Here is an 18,731-nt window from a genome sequence, read left to right as displayed (position 1 = left end):
CAACGGTCACTCCGCGGATCAGCCGGGGAGTGACCGTTCACCAGGTTTACGCGCCTGACCATTGCCCGGAGGAGCCGGGCATTTGTGCCGTGTCGGCAGACAAACCGATCCGTTCAATCTCCTGTCGCGTCAATTCGATGAGCCTGGCATTGCGCGCCGCTGCCTGATCGAACAACCGGCTCAGATAAAGCGGGTCGTCAGCACTCAGACCGTCGTCCTCGCCCTCCTCCATCAGTTGCACTTCATCCATTTGCCTGAACGCTTCGGGCTGCTGCTCCTTGAGGTAATCCAGCCAGTAATCGCGCTGGATCAGATCCTCCAGAAACCGGTCGGAATGTTCCGCGTTAACCACCTCGGCCCGCGCATCGAACAACTGCTGAGGCGTTACACCGGAGGCAAATTTCATGTTTTTCGGCTGTCCGGGCAACTCCAGTCCATCCTCCCAGCCACCGGTCAGACCGATCCGGTAACCGAGACGGACTTCGGCTTCGTCAAAACCACTGCGTGCGGCCGCTGCTTTTGCCAGTTCATCGACCTTGTCCAGCCGGAACAGTTGCCGCGACAGGGACAACAAGGCCTCGCCACGAATTCCCGGGCGGCCGGCCGGCAAATCGAGCAAAGCGTTGTAGGTAAAGACCTTGCTCTCCAGACCACTGAAGGTGAGGATTCGCCCGTCCACGCACGTTCCATGGGTGGCCGAGCCGGCGAAAATCACCTCGCGCAGCTCACTGTCGGCGGCGGCAGCCTCCATGACCCTCCAGACCCGTCGGGTCAGGTCGGCATTGGCCACGCGAAACTCCTGGGTGTCCTGCAATCGGTCAAGCAAATGGAAGAATGCCCCGCTGTCCGGTTCCGCAGCCAGTTGATCCCAGAGCCGGTCTCGGGCGGACGCCTGTTCCGGCAGCAGATTCGCCAGCCACGGCGCCTTCTGCTGCGCATGGGACTGTTCGTCCGGGAGCGATTCGTCCGACTCGATGCTGTCCGTGGTTTCGCTGAGCCCGCCGGCAACGTCGTCAGCCATTTCCTCCAGTTCGGAACTCGAGAAACCGAGCACTCGCTGGCGGTCACCCGCCGTCTGATAGGCCCTGAGCCTTTCGAGGGACTCCTGCGACAGGTTGTAGTTGTCAGTCAGGTCGGTGCCGTCCATCAGCTCATCGTGCTGACCGTCCAGCGCCTCTTCGGGGATGGCGGCGATGTCGTTGCGACTGAGGTTCAGTGTCAGCAGGTGCTGCGCATCCAGCGCACCGGCCGGCCATTCGGCCAGATTGTTGTTGCGCAGATCCAGACGTTGCAAATGCTCGAAATAGCTGACATCGAACGCATCGAGGTAGTTGTAGCTCAGGTCCAGAGTTTGCAGATGCTCCAGACCGGACAGCGCGGCATACAGGTGCTCGGTGTCGCCGAAGTGGTTGCTGGAAAGCTCAAGTCGCTCCAGCTGCGGCATTCGCCGGACACCATCCGGCAGCGCTGTCAGCGCATTGCCATTAAGGGTCAGATGACGCAGGTGGGTGAACGACTTGAGAAACCCGTCGCTGCCCTCGGTCGTCACCCGAGTGCCTGTCAGGTCCAGGCTGCCGACATGCCCGAAATCCTCGGGCAGCGCCGGTAGATCGCCCAATTGCAGGCCGTTGAGATCCAGAACCGCATCGCCCCCGGCAACCGCTAACCTGGCACGCCAGCAGGTGAGGATGCGCCACGCCGCGAGGCTGCGCGACTGCGAGGAGATGACCCAGTCGGCTCCACGGGTTTCCCGGGTATACAGCCAGCCGTTGAGTCGGCGAACGAGGGTTTCGAATGTCTGACTCCAGCCCGTGATCCGCTCCTCGATCTGCACATCGGTCGCGCCATCGCTACGCAGCGCCTCAATCACTTGCATGGCTTGTTCATCGCTAAAGGCCGGCTGCAACCGCTGCAGATTCTGGCGCATGCGTGCCAGCCCGGTACTGACAGGTGCTGGCGTCAACGGCAGCAACTGGCGGGCCACGGTCAAACCGTTCTCCGCTGGAGGAAACGTCGCCGGCACCGGCTCCCGGGCAAATGCCTCCAGCGCGCCGGCAGGAAGGCCCAGTTCGTGCTCGAGCCGCAGTTGCGCCGAACGCAGCTGCGCCGACGCCGCTGCGGTCAGGGGCGCGCCGGTCAGGTTGGTGTTGAGCAGTGAGGTGCTCTCGAGCACGGCAGGTGGCAGCGTGCTGATACGGGTCTCGCGCAGGTCCAGCCACGACAGTTGCGGCAAGCCTTCTGCGCCTGCCGGCCAATGTTGCAGGTGCGTACGCTGCAGGTCGAGGGCCTTCAAGCGCTGCAGACTGCCGACGTTCAAATCGCTCAGCGGATTGTTGCGCAGATTCAGTTGTTCGAGCGCAGGCAATTCACTCAATCCGCTCTGCAGGCGCGAACTGTCGGTCAACAGATTGTCGGCGAGGTCCAGGTGCATCAGGCGCGAAAGGCGCTGTGACTCGATCGGCCATTCGTGCAAGGCATTGTTACTCAGATCAAGGGTTCGGACTTCGCTGAATGCGCTGATGAAACCGCGCATCTGCGCACCTGCAACCCGCTGGCCATTGAGCAGCAGCGTGCGTACATGCGCAAAGGCGTCTGCCGGCAACACCGGAAGTTCGCTGAGCCTCAACCCCGACAAATCCACGGTCGAGGCGCTGATCGTTGCGCCATAGCGCTTGAACAGTCCATTGCGCCAACTGGCTTTGAGAACATGCGCCAGGTTTGATCGCGCGATCAGTTCGGACAGCGACTCTGCCGACACCACCAGGCGCTGCTGCCACTGACTGAGTTCACGTTCCAGCGCAGCATATTGATCGCTCAAGGCATTGATGGCGGTGAAGCGCTGTTGCTCATCCGGCCATTGCTCAAAGAAACGATGGAATATCCCCTCGGTGGATTGATGCACACCCTCGCCCAGACGCCGCAACTCGCCGCGACAATAATCCCTGACCATCGTCTCTCGATCGATCAGGTGTTCCGGCAGGGTTTTGACGTATTCGTACACGCCCGCGAAGTTTTCCCGGGAGAATCTTGACCAGTCCAGCGACAGCCCCGACCAGAGTTTTTCATGCCCCTGCAGCATCTCGGCGGGCACGGTGCTGATGCTTGTATCCCTGAGGTTCAGACGCTCCAGGGCCGGTAACTCCAGCGCACCCGCAGGCCAGTCGAACAATGAATAGGCGACGATGTCCAGGCTGCGCAAATTGCGCATGCCGCTGACGTCGAACGCCAGTGACTGGTAACTCGAGGTACTGACACTCAATGCTTCAAGTCGGGTCAATTGAGCCAGGCGTGCCGGCATATCGGCGGCATAGGGCATCGCGCCGTAGAGCGTCAGGTCAGTCAGTTCCGGCATGTTCTGCAGCACCGTCGGCACGTTGGTAAACGTTTCTGCGGTGCCATTGATGCGCAGCGCCTTGAGCCTGGGGAAACGGCTCAACAGTGCATCGCCGTTGGCATCGGTGATGCAACGCCCTCTGATGCGCAGGTCGCGAACATGCGAGAAATCTGCCGTCAGCTCCGGCAACGGCTCGTCGCACGTCAGATCGAGGCGTGCGGCACTCGCCTGACTCTCGGCCAGGGGCGCATGGCGCCAGCTCTGCTTGAGGCTGCGCACGACGCTGGATTTGCCGCCGATCATCGATTGCAGCGTCGGCTCCGGGGAAGGCACACCTTCCCATTGCGCCAGTGTCGATTCGAGCGCCTGCCATTCACGCAGGCGCCGTTGCAACATCTCGTAGATCTGCGCGTCAGTCCGTCCGGCGGCCAATTGCTTGAGGATGAACCCGCCCGCCTGCTGATCGGTGAGCGCCGGATACACGTCCTGCACGCGCGTCACCAGCAGCGGGTTAACGCCTTCGCCGCGACCGCTGGCGTAATAACCCAGGCCATGCTGGCGCACCCGCACCGGCGCCTTGAAGCGTTGCTTGTGGCCATGGCGCCTGCTCGCCAGCCGAGCCAGCTCGGTGCGATGGCGGGCCACATACTCGATCACTGCCCGGCGCAGTCCGGCCCTACGCGAAACCTCAGCAAAGCCCAGAGCCTGTCGCGTCTGTTCGGGCAACGCATGGAGGATCGAGGCAAAAAAGTTGTTCCCGCGCCGCGGGACGCCGTTGAGCGCTTCCCCGTGCGCGTTGTACGCCTGATAGACCGGCCCGCGCTTGACCAGATACTGGGTCTGGCCGGCGCTTTCGCTGCCGATGCTATCGATCAACGGCCCGTCGACACTGCCTTCGCGTACTTCCAGACGCACTTCGTCCGACCAGCCCGGCAGCCGCTCCAAAGCGCGCAAGGCCAGCCATTGGCTGTCGCCGCCGGCCGAATTTTCCATGTGCAGACCGGCAATCGCATGGTTGAAGCGCCGCTGCCGGGCATATTCACGGGAGATCTCCAGCAGCCGCAACGGTACCCGCCCACCGTTTTGCAGACGCGTCAGTTCCTCGGCGTTCGCCTCGAGCAGTACACGGATTGCCGCCGAGCTGCCCAGCCCCGGTGTGGCGGCTTGTAGCCTGGCGATTCGCGGGTCGTTCAACGCGGGTTCGTCATACAGCCTGTCGAACATCGCCGGCTGCCGGGTTCGCAGGTAATCGGCGATCTGTTTGCGCAGTTCCAGCGGCCGGGTTTCGATGACCCCCGCCGACTCGGCGCCCAGCAGCCAAACGGTTTGCGGCTCATCCAGCGTTGCCAGAATGCGTTCAGGCAGTCGGCCGTCGAGCACGTCGGCGCGGGTGATCCGGATCGGCGCACGCGTCGGGCCCTCGATTGCACCCGGCTGCGCGCCGAACAGACGGCTGGGCCCGGACAACTGCGGTCCGTCGAAGACTTCCAGCATCTGCCCGCTCGGCCAGCGCGGCATTTGCGTAAGCATGGGCAGCGTCAGCAGGTACGAATCGTCAAGCTTGGTTCCTCGTTCGACCTGATCGATCAAACGCCCGACCTGCTGATTCGCCTCATACAGGCGCAAGGTATCGGCCAGGGCCAGTGGCGCCGGCTGGTGATCGAGGTGCATCTGGCGCAGGGCATCATCACTGACACCACTGAGGTCGGCGATTTCGAGCAATTGCTCATCCGAAAATGCGTCAGTCGAGTGACCGATGCGCCGCAGCAAGGTCAGTCGATCCCAGTGCAGCGGCCGCTCGTGGGTGTGGCGCCAGGCGCCCAGTCGATTGTGCTCGAGGACCGGTTGATACGCCGACGGATCCTGCGGGTGGAGAATGCGCCAGTTATTCAGGTTCTCATCGTAGTGCGTCTGATAGAGCTTGCCCTGCTGGCGAATGAACGTCTTGCCGTCGAACCGATACACGCCTTGCGCGTCGGGACCGGCAGTCGCAGGCAGGACAATATCGCTGGCGTAGGTATCGAGGTCGGGTTTCCACAGGCGAACCGAGCCGTCGGGCCGCTCGACCGGTTGCAGGTGCTCGATCACGGGTTCGGCGGAGGCCGGGCGCAGTCGGCTTACGCCCTTGCCCACAGCGCCCATTACGCCAATCAGCGCCAGGTTCTGCGCCACATCGACCAGATGCGCCTTGGCAGCCTGACGATCGCCTTCCGACCATTCGATGGCGCCTTCGAATGACTCGTAGAGCAGTTGCCCCGCCATCACGGTCATCATGATTTCGCCCAGCACCGGGACGAACATCGACACCATGTTCAACCCCAGCATGCCGAGTTCGAGCAAATGACTGAGTTTGGCTGCGCGGACCCGGGCATCGACATCCGCCGTCGGGACGGCATGGGCGCGCGCGTCGGCGATGAATTTAGCCCGGTGCTGTTCATAAAGGTATTGCCACAAATCCGTGTTGGCACCCCAGATCCCGGCAACGTCCTGGCGCGTGATGGCAAACGGGTCGAGATACGGGTCAGGGTGTGGCTCGCGCTTGCCGGGGACTTCGGGTGGCAACTCCTTGATCTGCACGATAGTGGACAGCGGCGGTATCAGCTGTGCGACCTTGATCCAGATCGAATGCAACGGGTCACTCGGGGCGTCCGCAGCCTTTTGGGTGAACTGACTGAAATAGTAAGGACGGTCGGCGTAGGCCACGAACTGACTGAAAAACCGCTGGTAAGCGGTCGGTCCTTGCCCGGTACCCGTAGTATCGGTCGCCGTGAATTTGCGTTTGAACACCTCCCGCATCTGCGCGCTGCTGTAACGCTTGAGCGGGTGTTGCGGGTCATGGGGAATGTAGACGATGAATTCGTTGGTGTAGCGGTAGCGCTCGCTGATGCTGAACACGACGCAACCGGTCATTCGCCGTTTCATCAGGCTCAGATCGCGAAACCACACGGCCTTGCCGCCGAGTTGCGGGTGGATCTGACCGTCCACCACCGACAGAATCATCCGGTAGTCGGCAGGCTCGATGTCCTTTTTCAGCAGCGCCCATTGCGCGGCGGCACGCAGCACGGCTTTCTGACTGGCAATGAACTGTCCACGCAAGGTGTCGTTGTTCTCGAAAAACGCTTTGATCCGTGTCTGATAACGCGCACCGACGTCGAGTGAACGGCACAGCGTCAGAAACTGACTGACCGAGATGCCGATTTCTGCGGCCTGAAACTCGCCGGGGGTCGCTGTCTCGACCACGAAACCGGATTGGGCGTGATAGGCCCCTGCTTCACATTCCCAGGCCTCGAAGTTGTGCAGTGCCGCTTGCAGCAATGGCAGTTTCAACACTTCGAAGGTGGACACTTCCACCTCCAGCACTCCGAGTTCGAGGGGCCGTCTGAGACACAACAAGGTCTCGCCGAGATCGACCGTGACGTTGAACTGATCCTTGAGTGCCTCGCCAAGCAATGTTTGGGCAAATGCCTCGACGCTTTCGAGGCCGGCCATGGTCTTGTCGAGTCGGGTCTGGGCGACAAAGGCAGCCGTGACCTGGTCTTTCAAGACTTGTTGCTGTTCCTGCGGGAATTCGTGATAGCCGGGCGGTGGACGGGTGCTGACCGCTTTCATCGCGGCTCGCCGGGCTGGCGAGGCGGCAATCAGCCAATCGGGGATCATCTGCTCAAGGAACCTGCCGTGGACGCTGGCGCTGACGGGTGCACGGGGCAACGTCGGGGAATGATGGGACATCCTGTCTCTCCTGAATAATGGGAGCACAGAACACCATGTCCGCCGCAGTGACCTGCGGTACATAGTTATCGCACGGCCGTGGACGTATGACCGGACACGTCAGGATCCCCCGTGCGACCACGGCACAACCGGCAGGATTGACTATGCTGTCGGGACAGCCTTTCGGACGGGGGATTTATGGACGATCCAGTCGACAACAAACCACCGAGCTTCTGGCAGATGCTGCACAGCGTGATGGCGGCGGCATTTGGCGTGCAAAGCGGGAAGAATCGGGCAAGGGACTTCACCCATGGCAAGCCCAGCCATTTCGTGATCCTGGGGATCGGCTTCACCGCCGTGTTCGCCCTGACCCTGTTTGCCATCGTCAAACTGGTGCTGCATTTCGCCGGGGTCTGAGGGCTGTCAGTGCATCAGGGTCTGCAGCTCGAACGGGTAACGATACGAGGCCGGACGCCCCTTGGCGGACAGCTTGCGAAAGCTCACCCCGTAACCCGGTGTCGAGCCCATCGCCAGAATCTGCCGGGCCTGATGCCTGTCGATCAGTTGCAGCAACGGCACCTGGCGATCGCGACCGCCGTAGCGGGCCAGGTCGACGCCCTGGTCATAGTCATGCAATTCCACCAGCGCCCAGCCACCGAGAGTGAAATGACCGCCCACCAGTGCGCTCAGGCGTCCATCGATCACCGCCTGCAACGCCTCGGATGAGGTATTGACCGCACTGAACAGCACGTCCTTGCCCGGCACCTTGCCCGCTTCGGCAAACGCGCGCATGGCGCCGAACGCCATCTCATCATTCGCCGACCACACCAGTGACACCTTCGGATACCGGCTGACCAGTTGCCGCGCCTGTTCGTAGGCGCGCTGCCGTGTCCAGCCGCTGTACACCAGTTGTCGCAGGCGCACCTGAGGATGTTCGGCCAAGGCGCGCTGCATGCCGAGCTCGCGCAATTGCGCCGACGGCGTGATCTTCAGGCCGGAAAACGCCAGCACCTCGATCGGCTCGTCTCGCACCACTGGCGGGTGCAAGCGAATCAACTCTTTCATCATCAGGTAGCCGCCCTCCTCGTCATTGGGCACCAGGCTGCCAATGCGATCGGCACGCTCGCCGACCAGCGCCTGCTGATCGGCGGTCAGCACCGCGTTGACCATGAACAGCTTGACCCCGCTGCCTTCCGCCAGGCGCAGGATCTGTGGTGCAACGTACTGCTCGTTGACGAACATCAGGTAGTCGGGACGATTCGGTCCCTGCAGGGCAATCCTGGCCTGGGCCACGGTGAGTTCAGGCTGGCGTCGGGAATAGAGGATCTGCAAATCGACGCCAAGGTCGTGGGCCGCCGCTTGCATGAATTGCGAATAGCTGACCCAGAACGCTTCCTGAGTCGTACCCGGGTTGAGGAACAGCACCGACTCGGCCTGGGCTGCGGATCCGAAAACCGCACCGAACAGCAGGAGGCTGAGGCAGAAAAACTTCAACATGAAAGACCCGGGCCCAAGGAAAAATGGCCGCGCATTATAGCCCCCGAATCAGCGGCTATTGACGCCTGATCCCGTTTTTTGTCCGACAATCGTCGGAAGCGGACCCGGATCGGTCGTTTTACTGATGGCTGACCCAGAATACCGCTGTCCCTACGACCAGAATAATCAGGAACAGAATGGCCCATGCATCGACACTGCTATCGCTTTTCCTTGCCTTGGTCGGATTGCTCATTGCATCGCCTCTTGTCGGTTTTATCGGTGATTGCAGAAAGACTCGATCACAGTTAAGACGATGATTGTCCCCGCGACAAATGTGGGTTAATCAACAACTATTCTCGTTAGGCGATTTGGTTCTTTACATATACTCAAACATCACTTTTGCGCATAACTGCAAACGGGTATATTGCCCCGGCTCCGTTAGGGAGTGCGCGGCCGTGCGCGCGTAATTGCAGAGGCACCATCGGACTCCAGCAAGCGAAAACGCAGCGTTTTCCGAGTAGCCCAAAGCCTGAGAACAGGACTTATATGTACGTATACGACGAGTACGATCAGCGGATCATCGAGGACCGCGTCAAGCAGTTCCGTGATCAGACCCGACGCTATCTGGCAGGTGAGCTGAGCGAAGAAGAATTCCGCCCCCTGCGCCTGCAAAATGGCCTGTACATCCAGCGTTTTGCGCCGATGTTGCGTGTGGCGGTGCCTTACGGCCAACTGACTTCCCGTCAGATGCGCATGATGGCGAAGATTGCCCGTGACTACGACAAGGGCTACGCCCACATCAGTACCCGGCAGAACGTGCAGTTCAACTGGCCGGCGGTGGAAGACATCCCGGACATCCTCGCGGAACTGGCCACCGTGCAAATGCACGCGATCCAGACCAGCGGCAACTGCCTGCGCAACGTCACCACCGACCAGTTCGCCGGTGTCGCCGCCGATGAGGTGATCGACCCGCGCCCATGGTGCGAAATCGTCCGTCAGTGGACTACATTCCACCCGGAATTCGCCTACCTGCCACGCAAATTCAAGATTGCCGTCAACGGTTCGACCGCTGACCGTGCCGCCATCGAAGTTCACGACATCGGCCTGGAGCCGGTCCACAACGCCGCCGGTGAACTGGGTTTCCGTGTACTGGTCGGCGGTGGCCTGGGCCGTACTCCGGTGGTCGGCGCATTCATCAACGAGTTCCTGCCGTGGCAGGACCTGTTGAGCTACCTCGACGCCATCCTGCGTGTGTACAACCGCTATGGCCGTCGCGACAACAAATACAAGGCGAGGATCAAGATCCTCGTCAAGGCGCTGACCCCCGAAGTCTTCGCGCAAAAAGTCGATGCCGAGATGGAGCACCTGCGCGGCGGCCAGACCACACTGACCGAAGCCGAACTGCATCGCGTTGCCAAGCACTTCGTCGATCCGGACTACAAGGCGCTGGAGAACCAGACCACCGCCCTGGCCGAACTCGACAAAGAGCATCCGGGTTTCGCCCGCTGGCGCTCGCGCAACACACTGGCGCACAAGAAGCCGGGTTATGTGGCCGTGACCCTGTCGCTGAAACCGACCGGCGTTGCCCCGGGCGACATCACCGACAAGCAACTGGACGCCGTCGCCGACCTGGCCGAGCGCTACAGCTTCGGCCAACTGCGCACGTCCCACGAGCAGAACATCATTCTGGCCGACGTCGAGCAGAGCCAGTTGTTCACCCTGTGGGGCGAACTGCGTGAAAGCGGTTTCGCCACGCCAAACATCGGCCTGCTGACCGACATCATCTGCTGCCCGGGCGGTGACTTCTGCTCGCTGGCCAACGCCAAGTCGATCCCGATCGCCGAATCGATCCAGCGCCGTTTCGACGACCTGGATTACCTGTTCGACATCGGTGAGCTGGACCTGAACATCTCCGGCTGCATGAACGCCTGTGGTCACCACCACGTCGGTCACATCGGCATTCTCGGAGTGGACAAGAAAGGTGAAGAGTTCTACCAGGTGTCGCTCGGTGGCAGCGCCAGCCGTGACGCGAGCCTGGGCAAGATCCTCGGCCCGTCCTTTGCTCAGGACGACATGCCGGACGTGATCTCGAAGCTGATCGACGTGTACGTTGAACAACGTACCGAAGACGAGCGCTTCATCGACACCTACCAGCGTATTGGCATCGACCTCTTCAAGGAACGCGTCTATGCAGCGAATCATTAAGAACAACGAAGTCGTCGACGAAACCTGGCACCTGCTGCCGAAAGATTTCAACATCGACGACATCAGCAATTGCGACGATCTGATCGTTCCTTTGCAGCTTTGGCGTGAACACAGCCGCATGCTCAAGGCCCGCGACGGCGGACTGGGTGTGTGGCTGGACGCCGATGAAGAAGCCGAGGAAATCGGTGACGACGTGGCCGAATTCCAGGTCATCGCACTGAATTTCCCGGCCTTCACCGACGGCCGCAATTACTCCAACGCCCGCCTGCTGCGCGACCGTTACGGTTTCAAAGGCGAACTGCGGGCGATTGGCGATGTGCTGCGTGACCAGTTGTTCTACATGCACCGCTGCGGTTTCGACGCGTTCGCCTTGCGCGCCGACAAAGACCCGTACGAAGCACTGGAAAGCCTGAAGGACTTCTCGGTCACTTATCAGGCCGCCACCGACGAACCGCTGCCGCTGTTCCGTCGTCGCTGATCGAAAAACGCCTTGAGCCTGCAATCGGGCTCAAGGCGTTGTTCATTCCGGGCGTTAACGCCAAGCGTTGCGTGCAAGCGACGCCTCATCAAGCCTCCATCATTTCAGCCGTCGCGGCCTTTGACGCGTCAGGTTCGGCGTGGCGTGCCAATGCCTGATCCGTCAGTTGCCCGATCAATTCCCGGCGCTGATTACCGAAGTTGTCGAGAATGGCATTCATCTGCGTCGAGGCCGCCTCGCGCGTCAGTTCGATCTGCCCTTCCAATTGCGCCATCGCCCGCGACGTCTGTTCGTTCACCGCGGAAAACCGATCACCGTGAGCCGACTCCAGATACTCGACCCAGAACGTCTGCGCCATGCTCCAGTCGCGTAAGGCGCCGCTGCTCTCGGTCTTGAGCACCTGTTGAAAGGCCTGATCCAGAACGGTCGGCGACACCTCGACAGTCAAGGGGCTGCTCAGCGTTCGCGGTTGCGCTGGCAGGTTCAGGCGTTGCGCCAGACCCACCCGATAGGCCAGGCTGACTTGCAACGCCTGATCGTAGTCCATCGGCGCGGTGTGAAAACGTGCGCTGATGTCCGCCAGCGCCAGGCTTTCCACTTCGTGCAAACGGAACAGGCCCTTGAGCAGACTCACCAGTTGCTCTTCCAGCGCCTGCACACCGGCGGTAGCTGCCGCCCTCGCCCGGAAACACAATACCAGCACTTCCATTTCGCTGAACAACGCGCTGTACCCGTCGACACTGACCCTGGCACTGCGCGCCGCACTGAACAATGACCGGCGCAGGCGCTGATCGCCGGCAGCCGCGTCCACCACATCCCAGACACGCTGACGCAAATGCGGATACACGCGGGTGAATTCCGCGGTGTGCACCAATTGCAACAGCACTTGGAAAAAATCCGTGGAATCGGGTAACGCGCGCAGCGCCTCCCATACCTCGCGCCGGGACGACGCCACGCTGGCACTTTCCCCAGCCAGCCACTGCACGCTTTGATCTTCCCGCGCCACGGTTTGCAGTGGAGATTTGCGCCCCTCCATGGCCGTCACACCAAAACGACCATTGGAGGTCTGCTGATAAGTCGCGATCTTTTTCAGCGTGTCGGAGGACAACGGATTGCCGTGCAAGCGAATTATCTGCGGCAATTGGGTAGTGTCGAACGCCTGTGCTGGCAAGGTTTCAATAAGGTTGTCGCGCAGATCCAGCAACTGCAATCGACGCAGCCCGGACAGGCGCGGTGGCCAGTGTGTCATCCGGCTTGCGCGCACGGTCAACTGCTCAAGATGCGCCAGCCCACCGAGATCGGGCAACTGCGCCAGGTTCGGGTTGAAATCAAGGTGCAGCACCCGCAGGTCTTTCATCCGCCCCAATTGAGCAAGCGATGCTTCAGAGGACTGCAGGCGATTGCTGCTCAGGTCCAGATGCGTCAGCCAGCGTATTCGCTCCAGCGACTCGGGCAACTGGCTCAGTTGATTGTCGCTCAGCGACAGACTGCGCAACTGGCTGAAGTTGCGCAGAAAATCGTTTAGTCCGGCATCGGGCATTACACCGTCCATGATGACCCGCCCGACATGGCTGAAATCGGCCACCATCGGCGGCAGCTCCCCCAAAGGCTCCGGCGCGAACCGCAAGGTGCCATATAAACTTTGGTCTGCAGCCACATTCCCCGGCTCTTTGCGCCAACTGCGAATGATCGCGCGCATGGCACGCAGCTTGCTGCCACGGGAAGTCGGCTGCCGTGTGCCATCGGCGCTCAGGTGCCAAGTCTGACGGCTGACCCAGCGACTCAAGGTTTCCCTGAGCGCGAAAAACTCCAGCCGCAGTGCTTCGAGCCTCATCAGCACCTTGATTTCGTTAGTGCCCAAGGCGTTGAGCAAACGATGAATCTGCGCAGGGGTGTGCATCGGATAAAGCTCCAGGGCCCGGCGCACCATGACGTTGGTCACTTCGCCGGAGGCCGCACTCGACACAATGGCAGGACGTTCGGCCAGTCCCATGGGTGACAGCTCTCCGAGACGCGCGCCAACGGTGTGCGCGAAGATCGTCCGTCGCTCCTGCGCCGCTCGGGTAATTTTTTCCTGCAGCATGGCGGCACCCTTTTCCGCCTGTACGCCCAGCGCCGTCCTGCGCTGTGTCGAAAGCCCCATCCAGAGCGCCCTGAAATAGTGTTCACGGGTGCGCCTGGTGAATGTGACAAGCGGTGCGTCGGTGCCCTGAATGACGTTGATTCGATCCTCGAACACGCTGACCACCGTGCGCTCGCTCGCTGTCGCCGGCCCGATCGCGGCTGCCGAATCATGGGTCGCGGTCCATTCGAGTATTTGCACGAACGCGGCGTCCGACCAGCCCGGGAGGTGTTTGAGTGCATCGAGCACCAGTCGATTGGTGTACTGCCCTCCTGCCCCATCGAGATAAAGACCTTCGTAGGCGCGACAGACACGGATCATCTGCTGATAACGCCGGGCCTCCTCCGCCAGCCGCAAGGGCACGCGTTTCGCGTCCAGCTCGCGCCACTCACCACTGAACGCATTGTTCACCAGCTCTTCGGCGGCACTGGCGGGCAGCTCGGAAAAGTGTTGCATCAGTACCGCGACCCGGGGATGGCTTGGAACTTGGCTACGCTGGTATACCCGCCGGAACAAATCGGGGCGCGCGGTTTGAGCCTGTTCGGCAATGATCCGCGCCAGTTCCTGTGCTTGCACTTCAGTGTTCGTCGACGCGTTGCCGAGCAGGCTTTCTCGCTGATTGCGCGAGAGCTTCGACAGCAGCGAATGGTGTAACTGACCTTTGTGCAACGCGTCCTCAGTCAGCCGGATAACGCTCCTGGCGGTTTGCGAACCGTAACGGTTGACTGGGTAATCCAACGCGTTGACCACGCTGATTGCGTTATCGGATGGCCATTTCACGGCGGCGGTGAGCACATGCAACTGCAAATCAGGATCAGCCAACGCTGCAGCACTTGGCGCCTGCAACTGTTCGATAAACGCCCTGACTGCAGCGTCCGCCATGAAACGTTGCACGGTATCGACCAGCAGTGCCGGGGTCTGCACCTGATCGATATGCACCTGCCGCAACACGCTGTCATCAAGCCCACTGACCGCCAGAACACGCGTCGCCACGGCGTCCGGGATCGCTTCTCTGGCGTAGCCGAAACGACGAAACAACGTCAGCCGCCCCCACTCCTGCACCCGCTCCGAGTCATGGCGCCAGGCACCGCGGTCATTGGTTTCGAGCAACGGACGGTAGCCTTCTGCTGCGCCCGGTGGAGGCAGCACTTCCCACAATTCGGTTTCAGGTTGCTGATGCACCGCGTACCGAACGGTGTCGAGGGTGACGTAAGCCTGTCCCTCGAACCAACGCAGTCCGCGCGCATCCACGGGCAATCCTTTGGGCAACCGCCGAAGCTGACGATAAGCCCTGAGATCCGGCTTCCACAGACGCAAGCGTCGACCGCCCGGATTGACCGCAATCAAACGTTCGATGAAGGCCGATGACCTGACGGTTTTATAGGCTGCCCCGATGGCTTTCGTCCCGGCAGCGAAAGCAGCCATCAGAATGATGTTTTCGATGACATCGAACAGGTGATCCGTGGCCTGCTCCTGCTCGCCACGGGTCCAACTTGCGATGCCTTCATACACGTGCGACAGGAGCTGCAGAGTGCCCAGCGTCAACAGCACTTCACCCACTCCGGGCAAAAACGAGGCCGCGACCAGCAGTAGATTGATACCGATTTCCTTGAAAGTCTCCAGGCGTGCGAGGCGGGTTTTCTCGTCTTCATCATCCGTGGGAACCACCAGAAGCCGGGCATCGGCCAAAGTCCGCGCAACCTGCTGACGATGTATCCGGGTAAAGGGATCGCCCTCGATATCGACACCCGTCAACGTCACGTAGGTGCCGGAGCTCGTCAGTAGTGAACTGCCACCGGGGTACAAGCGAATGTTCAGTTCCTGTTGAAAGGCCGCGCGCTCGCCCAGCTTCAGGAAGCCCATGAAAAACGTCTTGAACGCCAGATTTTTCAGGCGTCTGCTCAACTCGACCTCAAAGTCGGTGAACGAGGCATATTCTTTCAGCGGATGCAGCGGATCGCCCGGCAGGTAAACGACACAGCGATAATCATCGTCGGCGTGCTCACTGACAGGTCCGATGAACAGTGGGCCATGCAGGGTCATGTTGAACATTTCCAGACTCTGATACCCCAGGGTGTTTTCCCCCAGTTTGATCGTGCTGTCGCCGTCCTTCACGGACTTCAACATTTGGTGAACCGACGTGCTGATATGTTTTCTCATCAGCGCAATATGCCGATCCACATCAAAACAACTTCGCACATGGGCAGCGCACTGGTTAAGCACATTGCTCGATTCGACGTTAAGTTCAAATACCGATTCAAGATGAGTCTGATATTGCTTGCCCAGATCCAGTGTCCGGCACAATCGCGCAAACTCATGGGGTTGTATTGGCAATATCGAAGCCACGCCACCGTTCAGTTCCTGCGGTATATAGATCAGTGAAGTGTCGCTGTAGTTATTCGCCTCGGTTTCGCGGGATTCGAAGTTCTCGCACGCGGCGACCAGCAGATCGCGATTGATCGGCAGCATTAGTTTTTTGCGCAGTCCCAGCAGGCTCGACGTTGAACGCACGTGTTGAAATACCACGCCGGTCACGTCCAGTGGCATGGACAGCTTGTCGGACATGGCCTTGGCCAACAAGGGCGAGCAAAACTGCTCGGGCGACTGCAGTTTGTTCAGGAGTTCGCCTGCGGTACTGCGCGTGCGATGACTTTCAATGAGGCTGTCGTAGAGTTCACGGCGCAACGCCTCGGGAGCCGCCAATATCCAGGACGGTGCATTCTTTTTGATCAAATCAAAAAAGAGGCCTTTCTGTTCTGAAGTTGGCGTGACTGGCGTAGTTATATCGGGTAACGAGGACATGATGATCTCAAGCACTTAAAGGAGTCATCAGCTTAACGAGCCGAACTCTTTATAAAAGCGCGAATAACAGATCAAACTAAAGGTCGCACAATCAACATTTCAAACTTAAAAAATACATATATACCACCTCAATAAAAAAGGCCCTTCATTGCAGAACAATGAAGGGCCTTTTATGCAAGTGGCTTACCAGAAGCGTTGCTGGGTCAGGCGACTCCAGCCGTTCACCAACACGCGCTCCACCGAACCACTGGCGGCCATGCCGATGCGTTCCGGCAGGCTTTTGCGCTCGGCGTAATGCAGGTGGTAGACCTCGGCTTTCTTCGCCTTGTCGGCCAGGTATTCGTCGCTGGTCTTGAGTTCATCGACCAATTGTTTGTCCAGCGCCGCGACGCCCAGCCAGACTTCTCCGGTAGCCACTTCATCGATGGCCAGTTGTGGCCGATAACGAGCCACGAAGTTCTTGAACAACTGGTGGGTGATGTCCAGGTCTTCCTGAAACTTCTCGCGGCCCTTCTCGGTGTTTTCGCCAAATACGGTGAGGGTGCGCTTGTACTCACCCGCGGTCAGCACTTCGAAATCGATGTCGTGCTTTTTCAGCAGCCGATTGACGTTGGGCAGCTGGGCGACAACCCCGATCGAGCCGAGTATCGCGAACGGGGCGCTGATGATCTTCTCGCCGATGCACGCCATCATGTAGCCGCCGCTGGCCGCGACCTTGTCGATGCACACGGTCAACGGCACGCCGGCCTCACGGATCCGCGCCAGTTGCGATGAGGCCAGACCGTAGCTGTGCACCATGCCACCGCCACTTTCCAGGCGCAGCACCACTTCGTCCTTCGGCGTGGCGAGGGTCAGCAATGCAGTGATTTCGTGACGCAGGCTCTCGGTGGCCGAGGCCTTGATATCACCGTCGAAATCCAGCACGAACACCCGGGACTTGGCCTCGGGTTTGTTCTTTTGCTTCTTCTCGGACTTCTCCGATTTGGCCTGGCCCTTGCGCAGGGCCTTGAGCTGATCCTTGTCGAGCAGGGTCTGCTCCAGGCGCTCACGCAAGCCTTTATAGAAATCGTTGAGCTTGCTGACCTGCAACTGCCCGGACGACTTGCGCCGGCCCTTGCTGCGCAATGCAGCAAAACTGGCGAGCACCACCAGAATGGCGACCACCAGCGTTACGGTCTTGGCCAGGAAGCTGGCGTATTCGGTGAAAAACTCCACAGAGACTCCTTAAAACAATGCGCGGATGCAAAAACACGCGCGGGATGGTTCCAGCATACCCATGCGCCGCCTCCTCGGCCAGCCGTGAAACCTCTGGCAACAGGCCTGTAACGAGCATTTCAAACAAGCGTATGTTTTTTCATTGACAGCACTCCATCATCCTCATAACCTCGCCACAACCTTCAACGTACCGGGATGACGCGGACGTGGGCAGCATCTATCTGATTCGACATGGCCAGGCCTCCTTTGGTGCAGACGACTATGACGTCCTGTCGCCCATCGGTGTGCGCCAGGCAGAAATCCTCGGCCAGCACCTGGCCGAGTTGGGAATCCGTTTCGATCGCTGCCTGGCGGGCGACCTGCGCCGCCAGCAACACACGGCCAGCAGCGCGCTGGAGCAATTCAGCGCCAAGGGCCTGTCGGTACCGACGCTGGAGACCGACTCTGCGTTCAACGAGTTCGACGCCGACGCAGTGATTCGTGCGCTGATCCCCGCCATGCTGGAGGACGAGCCGGAAGCCATCGACATCCTGCGCAACGCCGCGCAGAACCGCGCCGAATTCCAGCGCATCTTCGCGCTGGTCATCGAGCGCTGGCTGGCCGGCACCCATGACACCCCGGGGCTGGAAAGCTGGCTGGGTTTCGTCGAACGGGTTCAGGGGGGCCTCCAGCGCATCCTCGAACAAGCCGACGGCAATCAGAAAGTCGCTGTATTCACCTCCGGCGGCACCATTACCGCCCTGCTCCACCTGATTACCCAAATACCGGCCAGGCAGGCCTTTGAACTGAATTGGCAAATCGTCAACACCTCGCTCAACCAGCTGAAATTCCGCGGTCGCGAGGTGACTCTGGCTTCCTTCAACAGTCACGCGCACCTGCAACTGCTGAAGGCCCCGGAACTCATCACTTACCGTTGAGTCCGGATAACTGTGACCCTGCTGCAATCAACCCATAAAGGATCGAACCATGACCTCCGTAGCTGATGCCGTAAAAGCGATGCAAGCCAAGTTCAACCCAGCCGCTGCTGCCGGTCTGGATCTGGTCTTCGGTTTCAACATCACCGACGAAGACAAGCACTACGCGCTGATCGTCAAAGACGGTACTTGCGACATTCAGGAAGGCGAAAACGCCAACGCCAACTGCACGCTGGTACTGGACAGTGCAACGCTGAAAGACATCGTCAGCGGTGAAACCGACGGCATGCAAGCGTTCATGGGCGGCAAGCTGCGCGTTGAAGGCGACATGATGCTGTCGATGAAGCTGTCCGAGCTGTTCCCGTCGTAAGACTTGCGTTCGGTTTGAAGAAAATCCCGCCCCTGTGGCGGGATTTTTGCGTCTGGCCCCTGCAGGAGCTGCGGCACGCTGCGATCTTTTGATCTTGCTTTTAAAGA

At 60.2% G+C, this 18,731-nt stretch carries 9 protein-coding genes; 5 read left to right on the top strand and 4 right to left on the bottom strand.

The window, feature by feature from the left end; all coding sequences use genetic code 11:
* Positions 1-46 precede the first annotated feature (46 nt).
* Positions 47-7,063: an NEL-type E3 ubiquitin ligase domain-containing protein gene (locus AB1J88_RS05480; RefSeq protein ID WP_430290449.1), complete on the bottom strand. Its 7,017-nt coding sequence runs from the start codon at positions 7,061-7,063 to the stop codon at positions 47-49.
* 177 nt (positions 7,064-7,240) lie between these two features.
* On the opposite strand from AB1J88_RS05480, the gene AB1J88_RS05475 reads away from it, so the two are divergent.
* Entirely contained in the window at positions 7,241-7,459 is a 219-nt protein-coding gene (locus AB1J88_RS05475) for a DUF2970 domain-containing protein (RefSeq protein ID WP_025112547.1), read from the top strand.
* A gap of 6 nt (positions 7,460-7,465) precedes the next feature.
* Here AB1J88_RS05475 and AB1J88_RS05470 read toward each other — a convergent pair whose 3' ends face one another.
* On the bottom strand, positions 7,466-8,539 hold the full coding sequence (locus tag AB1J88_RS05470; protein WP_430290448.1) for an ABC transporter substrate-binding protein: 1,074 nt from the start codon (positions 8,537-8,539) through the stop codon (positions 7,466-7,468).
* Between the two features lie 525 nt (positions 8,540-9,064).
* On the opposite strand from AB1J88_RS05470, the gene AB1J88_RS05465 reads away from it, so the two are divergent.
* Positions 9,065-10,723 carry a nitrite/sulfite reductase gene (locus AB1J88_RS05465; protein ID WP_430290447.1) on the top strand — a complete coding sequence of 553 codons (1,659 nt, stop codon included), beginning with the start codon at positions 9,065-9,067 and terminating at the stop codon, positions 10,721-10,723.
* A complete protein-coding gene (locus AB1J88_RS05460; protein WP_108182854.1) occupies positions 10,707-11,201 on the top strand; it encodes a DUF934 domain-containing protein in 495 nt (164 codons plus the stop codon). The genes AB1J88_RS05465 and AB1J88_RS05460 overlap by 17 nt, the downstream gene beginning before the upstream one ends.
* Before the next feature lie 88 nt (positions 11,202-11,289).
* On the opposite strand, the gene AB1J88_RS05455 is transcribed toward AB1J88_RS05460, so the two are convergent.
* Complete coding sequence (locus AB1J88_RS05455; protein ID WP_430290446.1) at positions 11,290-16,056, bottom strand: NEL-type E3 ubiquitin ligase domain-containing protein; 4,767 nt, start codon at positions 16,054-16,056, stop codon at positions 11,290-11,292.
* Between the two features lie 252 nt (positions 16,057-16,308).
* Positions 16,309-17,340, bottom strand: coding sequence for a protease SohB (gene sohB / locus AB1J88_RS05450; RefSeq protein WP_041072698.1), 1,032 nt, complete (start codon positions 17,338-17,340; stop codon positions 16,309-16,311).
* A gap of 206 nt (positions 17,341-17,546) precedes the next feature.
* Here sohB and AB1J88_RS05445 point away from each other — a divergent pair, with 206 nt between their 5' ends.
* Positions 17,547-18,257 carry a histidine phosphatase family protein gene (locus tag AB1J88_RS05445; protein ID WP_095695843.1) on the top strand — a complete coding sequence of 237 codons (711 nt, stop codon included), beginning with the start codon at positions 17,547-17,549 and terminating at the stop codon, positions 18,255-18,257.
* Positions 18,258-18,306: 49 nt separating this feature from the next.
* A complete protein-coding gene (locus AB1J88_RS05440) occupies positions 18,307-18,624 on the top strand; it encodes an SCP2 sterol-binding domain-containing protein (RefSeq protein ID WP_041072702.1) in 318 nt (105 codons plus the stop codon).
* The last annotated feature ends 107 nt before the right edge of the window (positions 18,625-18,731 follow it).

The sequence above is a fragment of the Pseudomonas sp. S8 genome, assembly GCF_050473925.1.
Classification (GTDB): Bacteria; Pseudomonadota; Gammaproteobacteria; order Pseudomonadales; family Pseudomonadaceae; genus Aquipseudomonas; species Aquipseudomonas parakoreensis.
The sequence above is the reverse complement of the archived record's forward strand: the minus strand, read 5'-3'. Positions and strand labels throughout refer to the sequence as shown.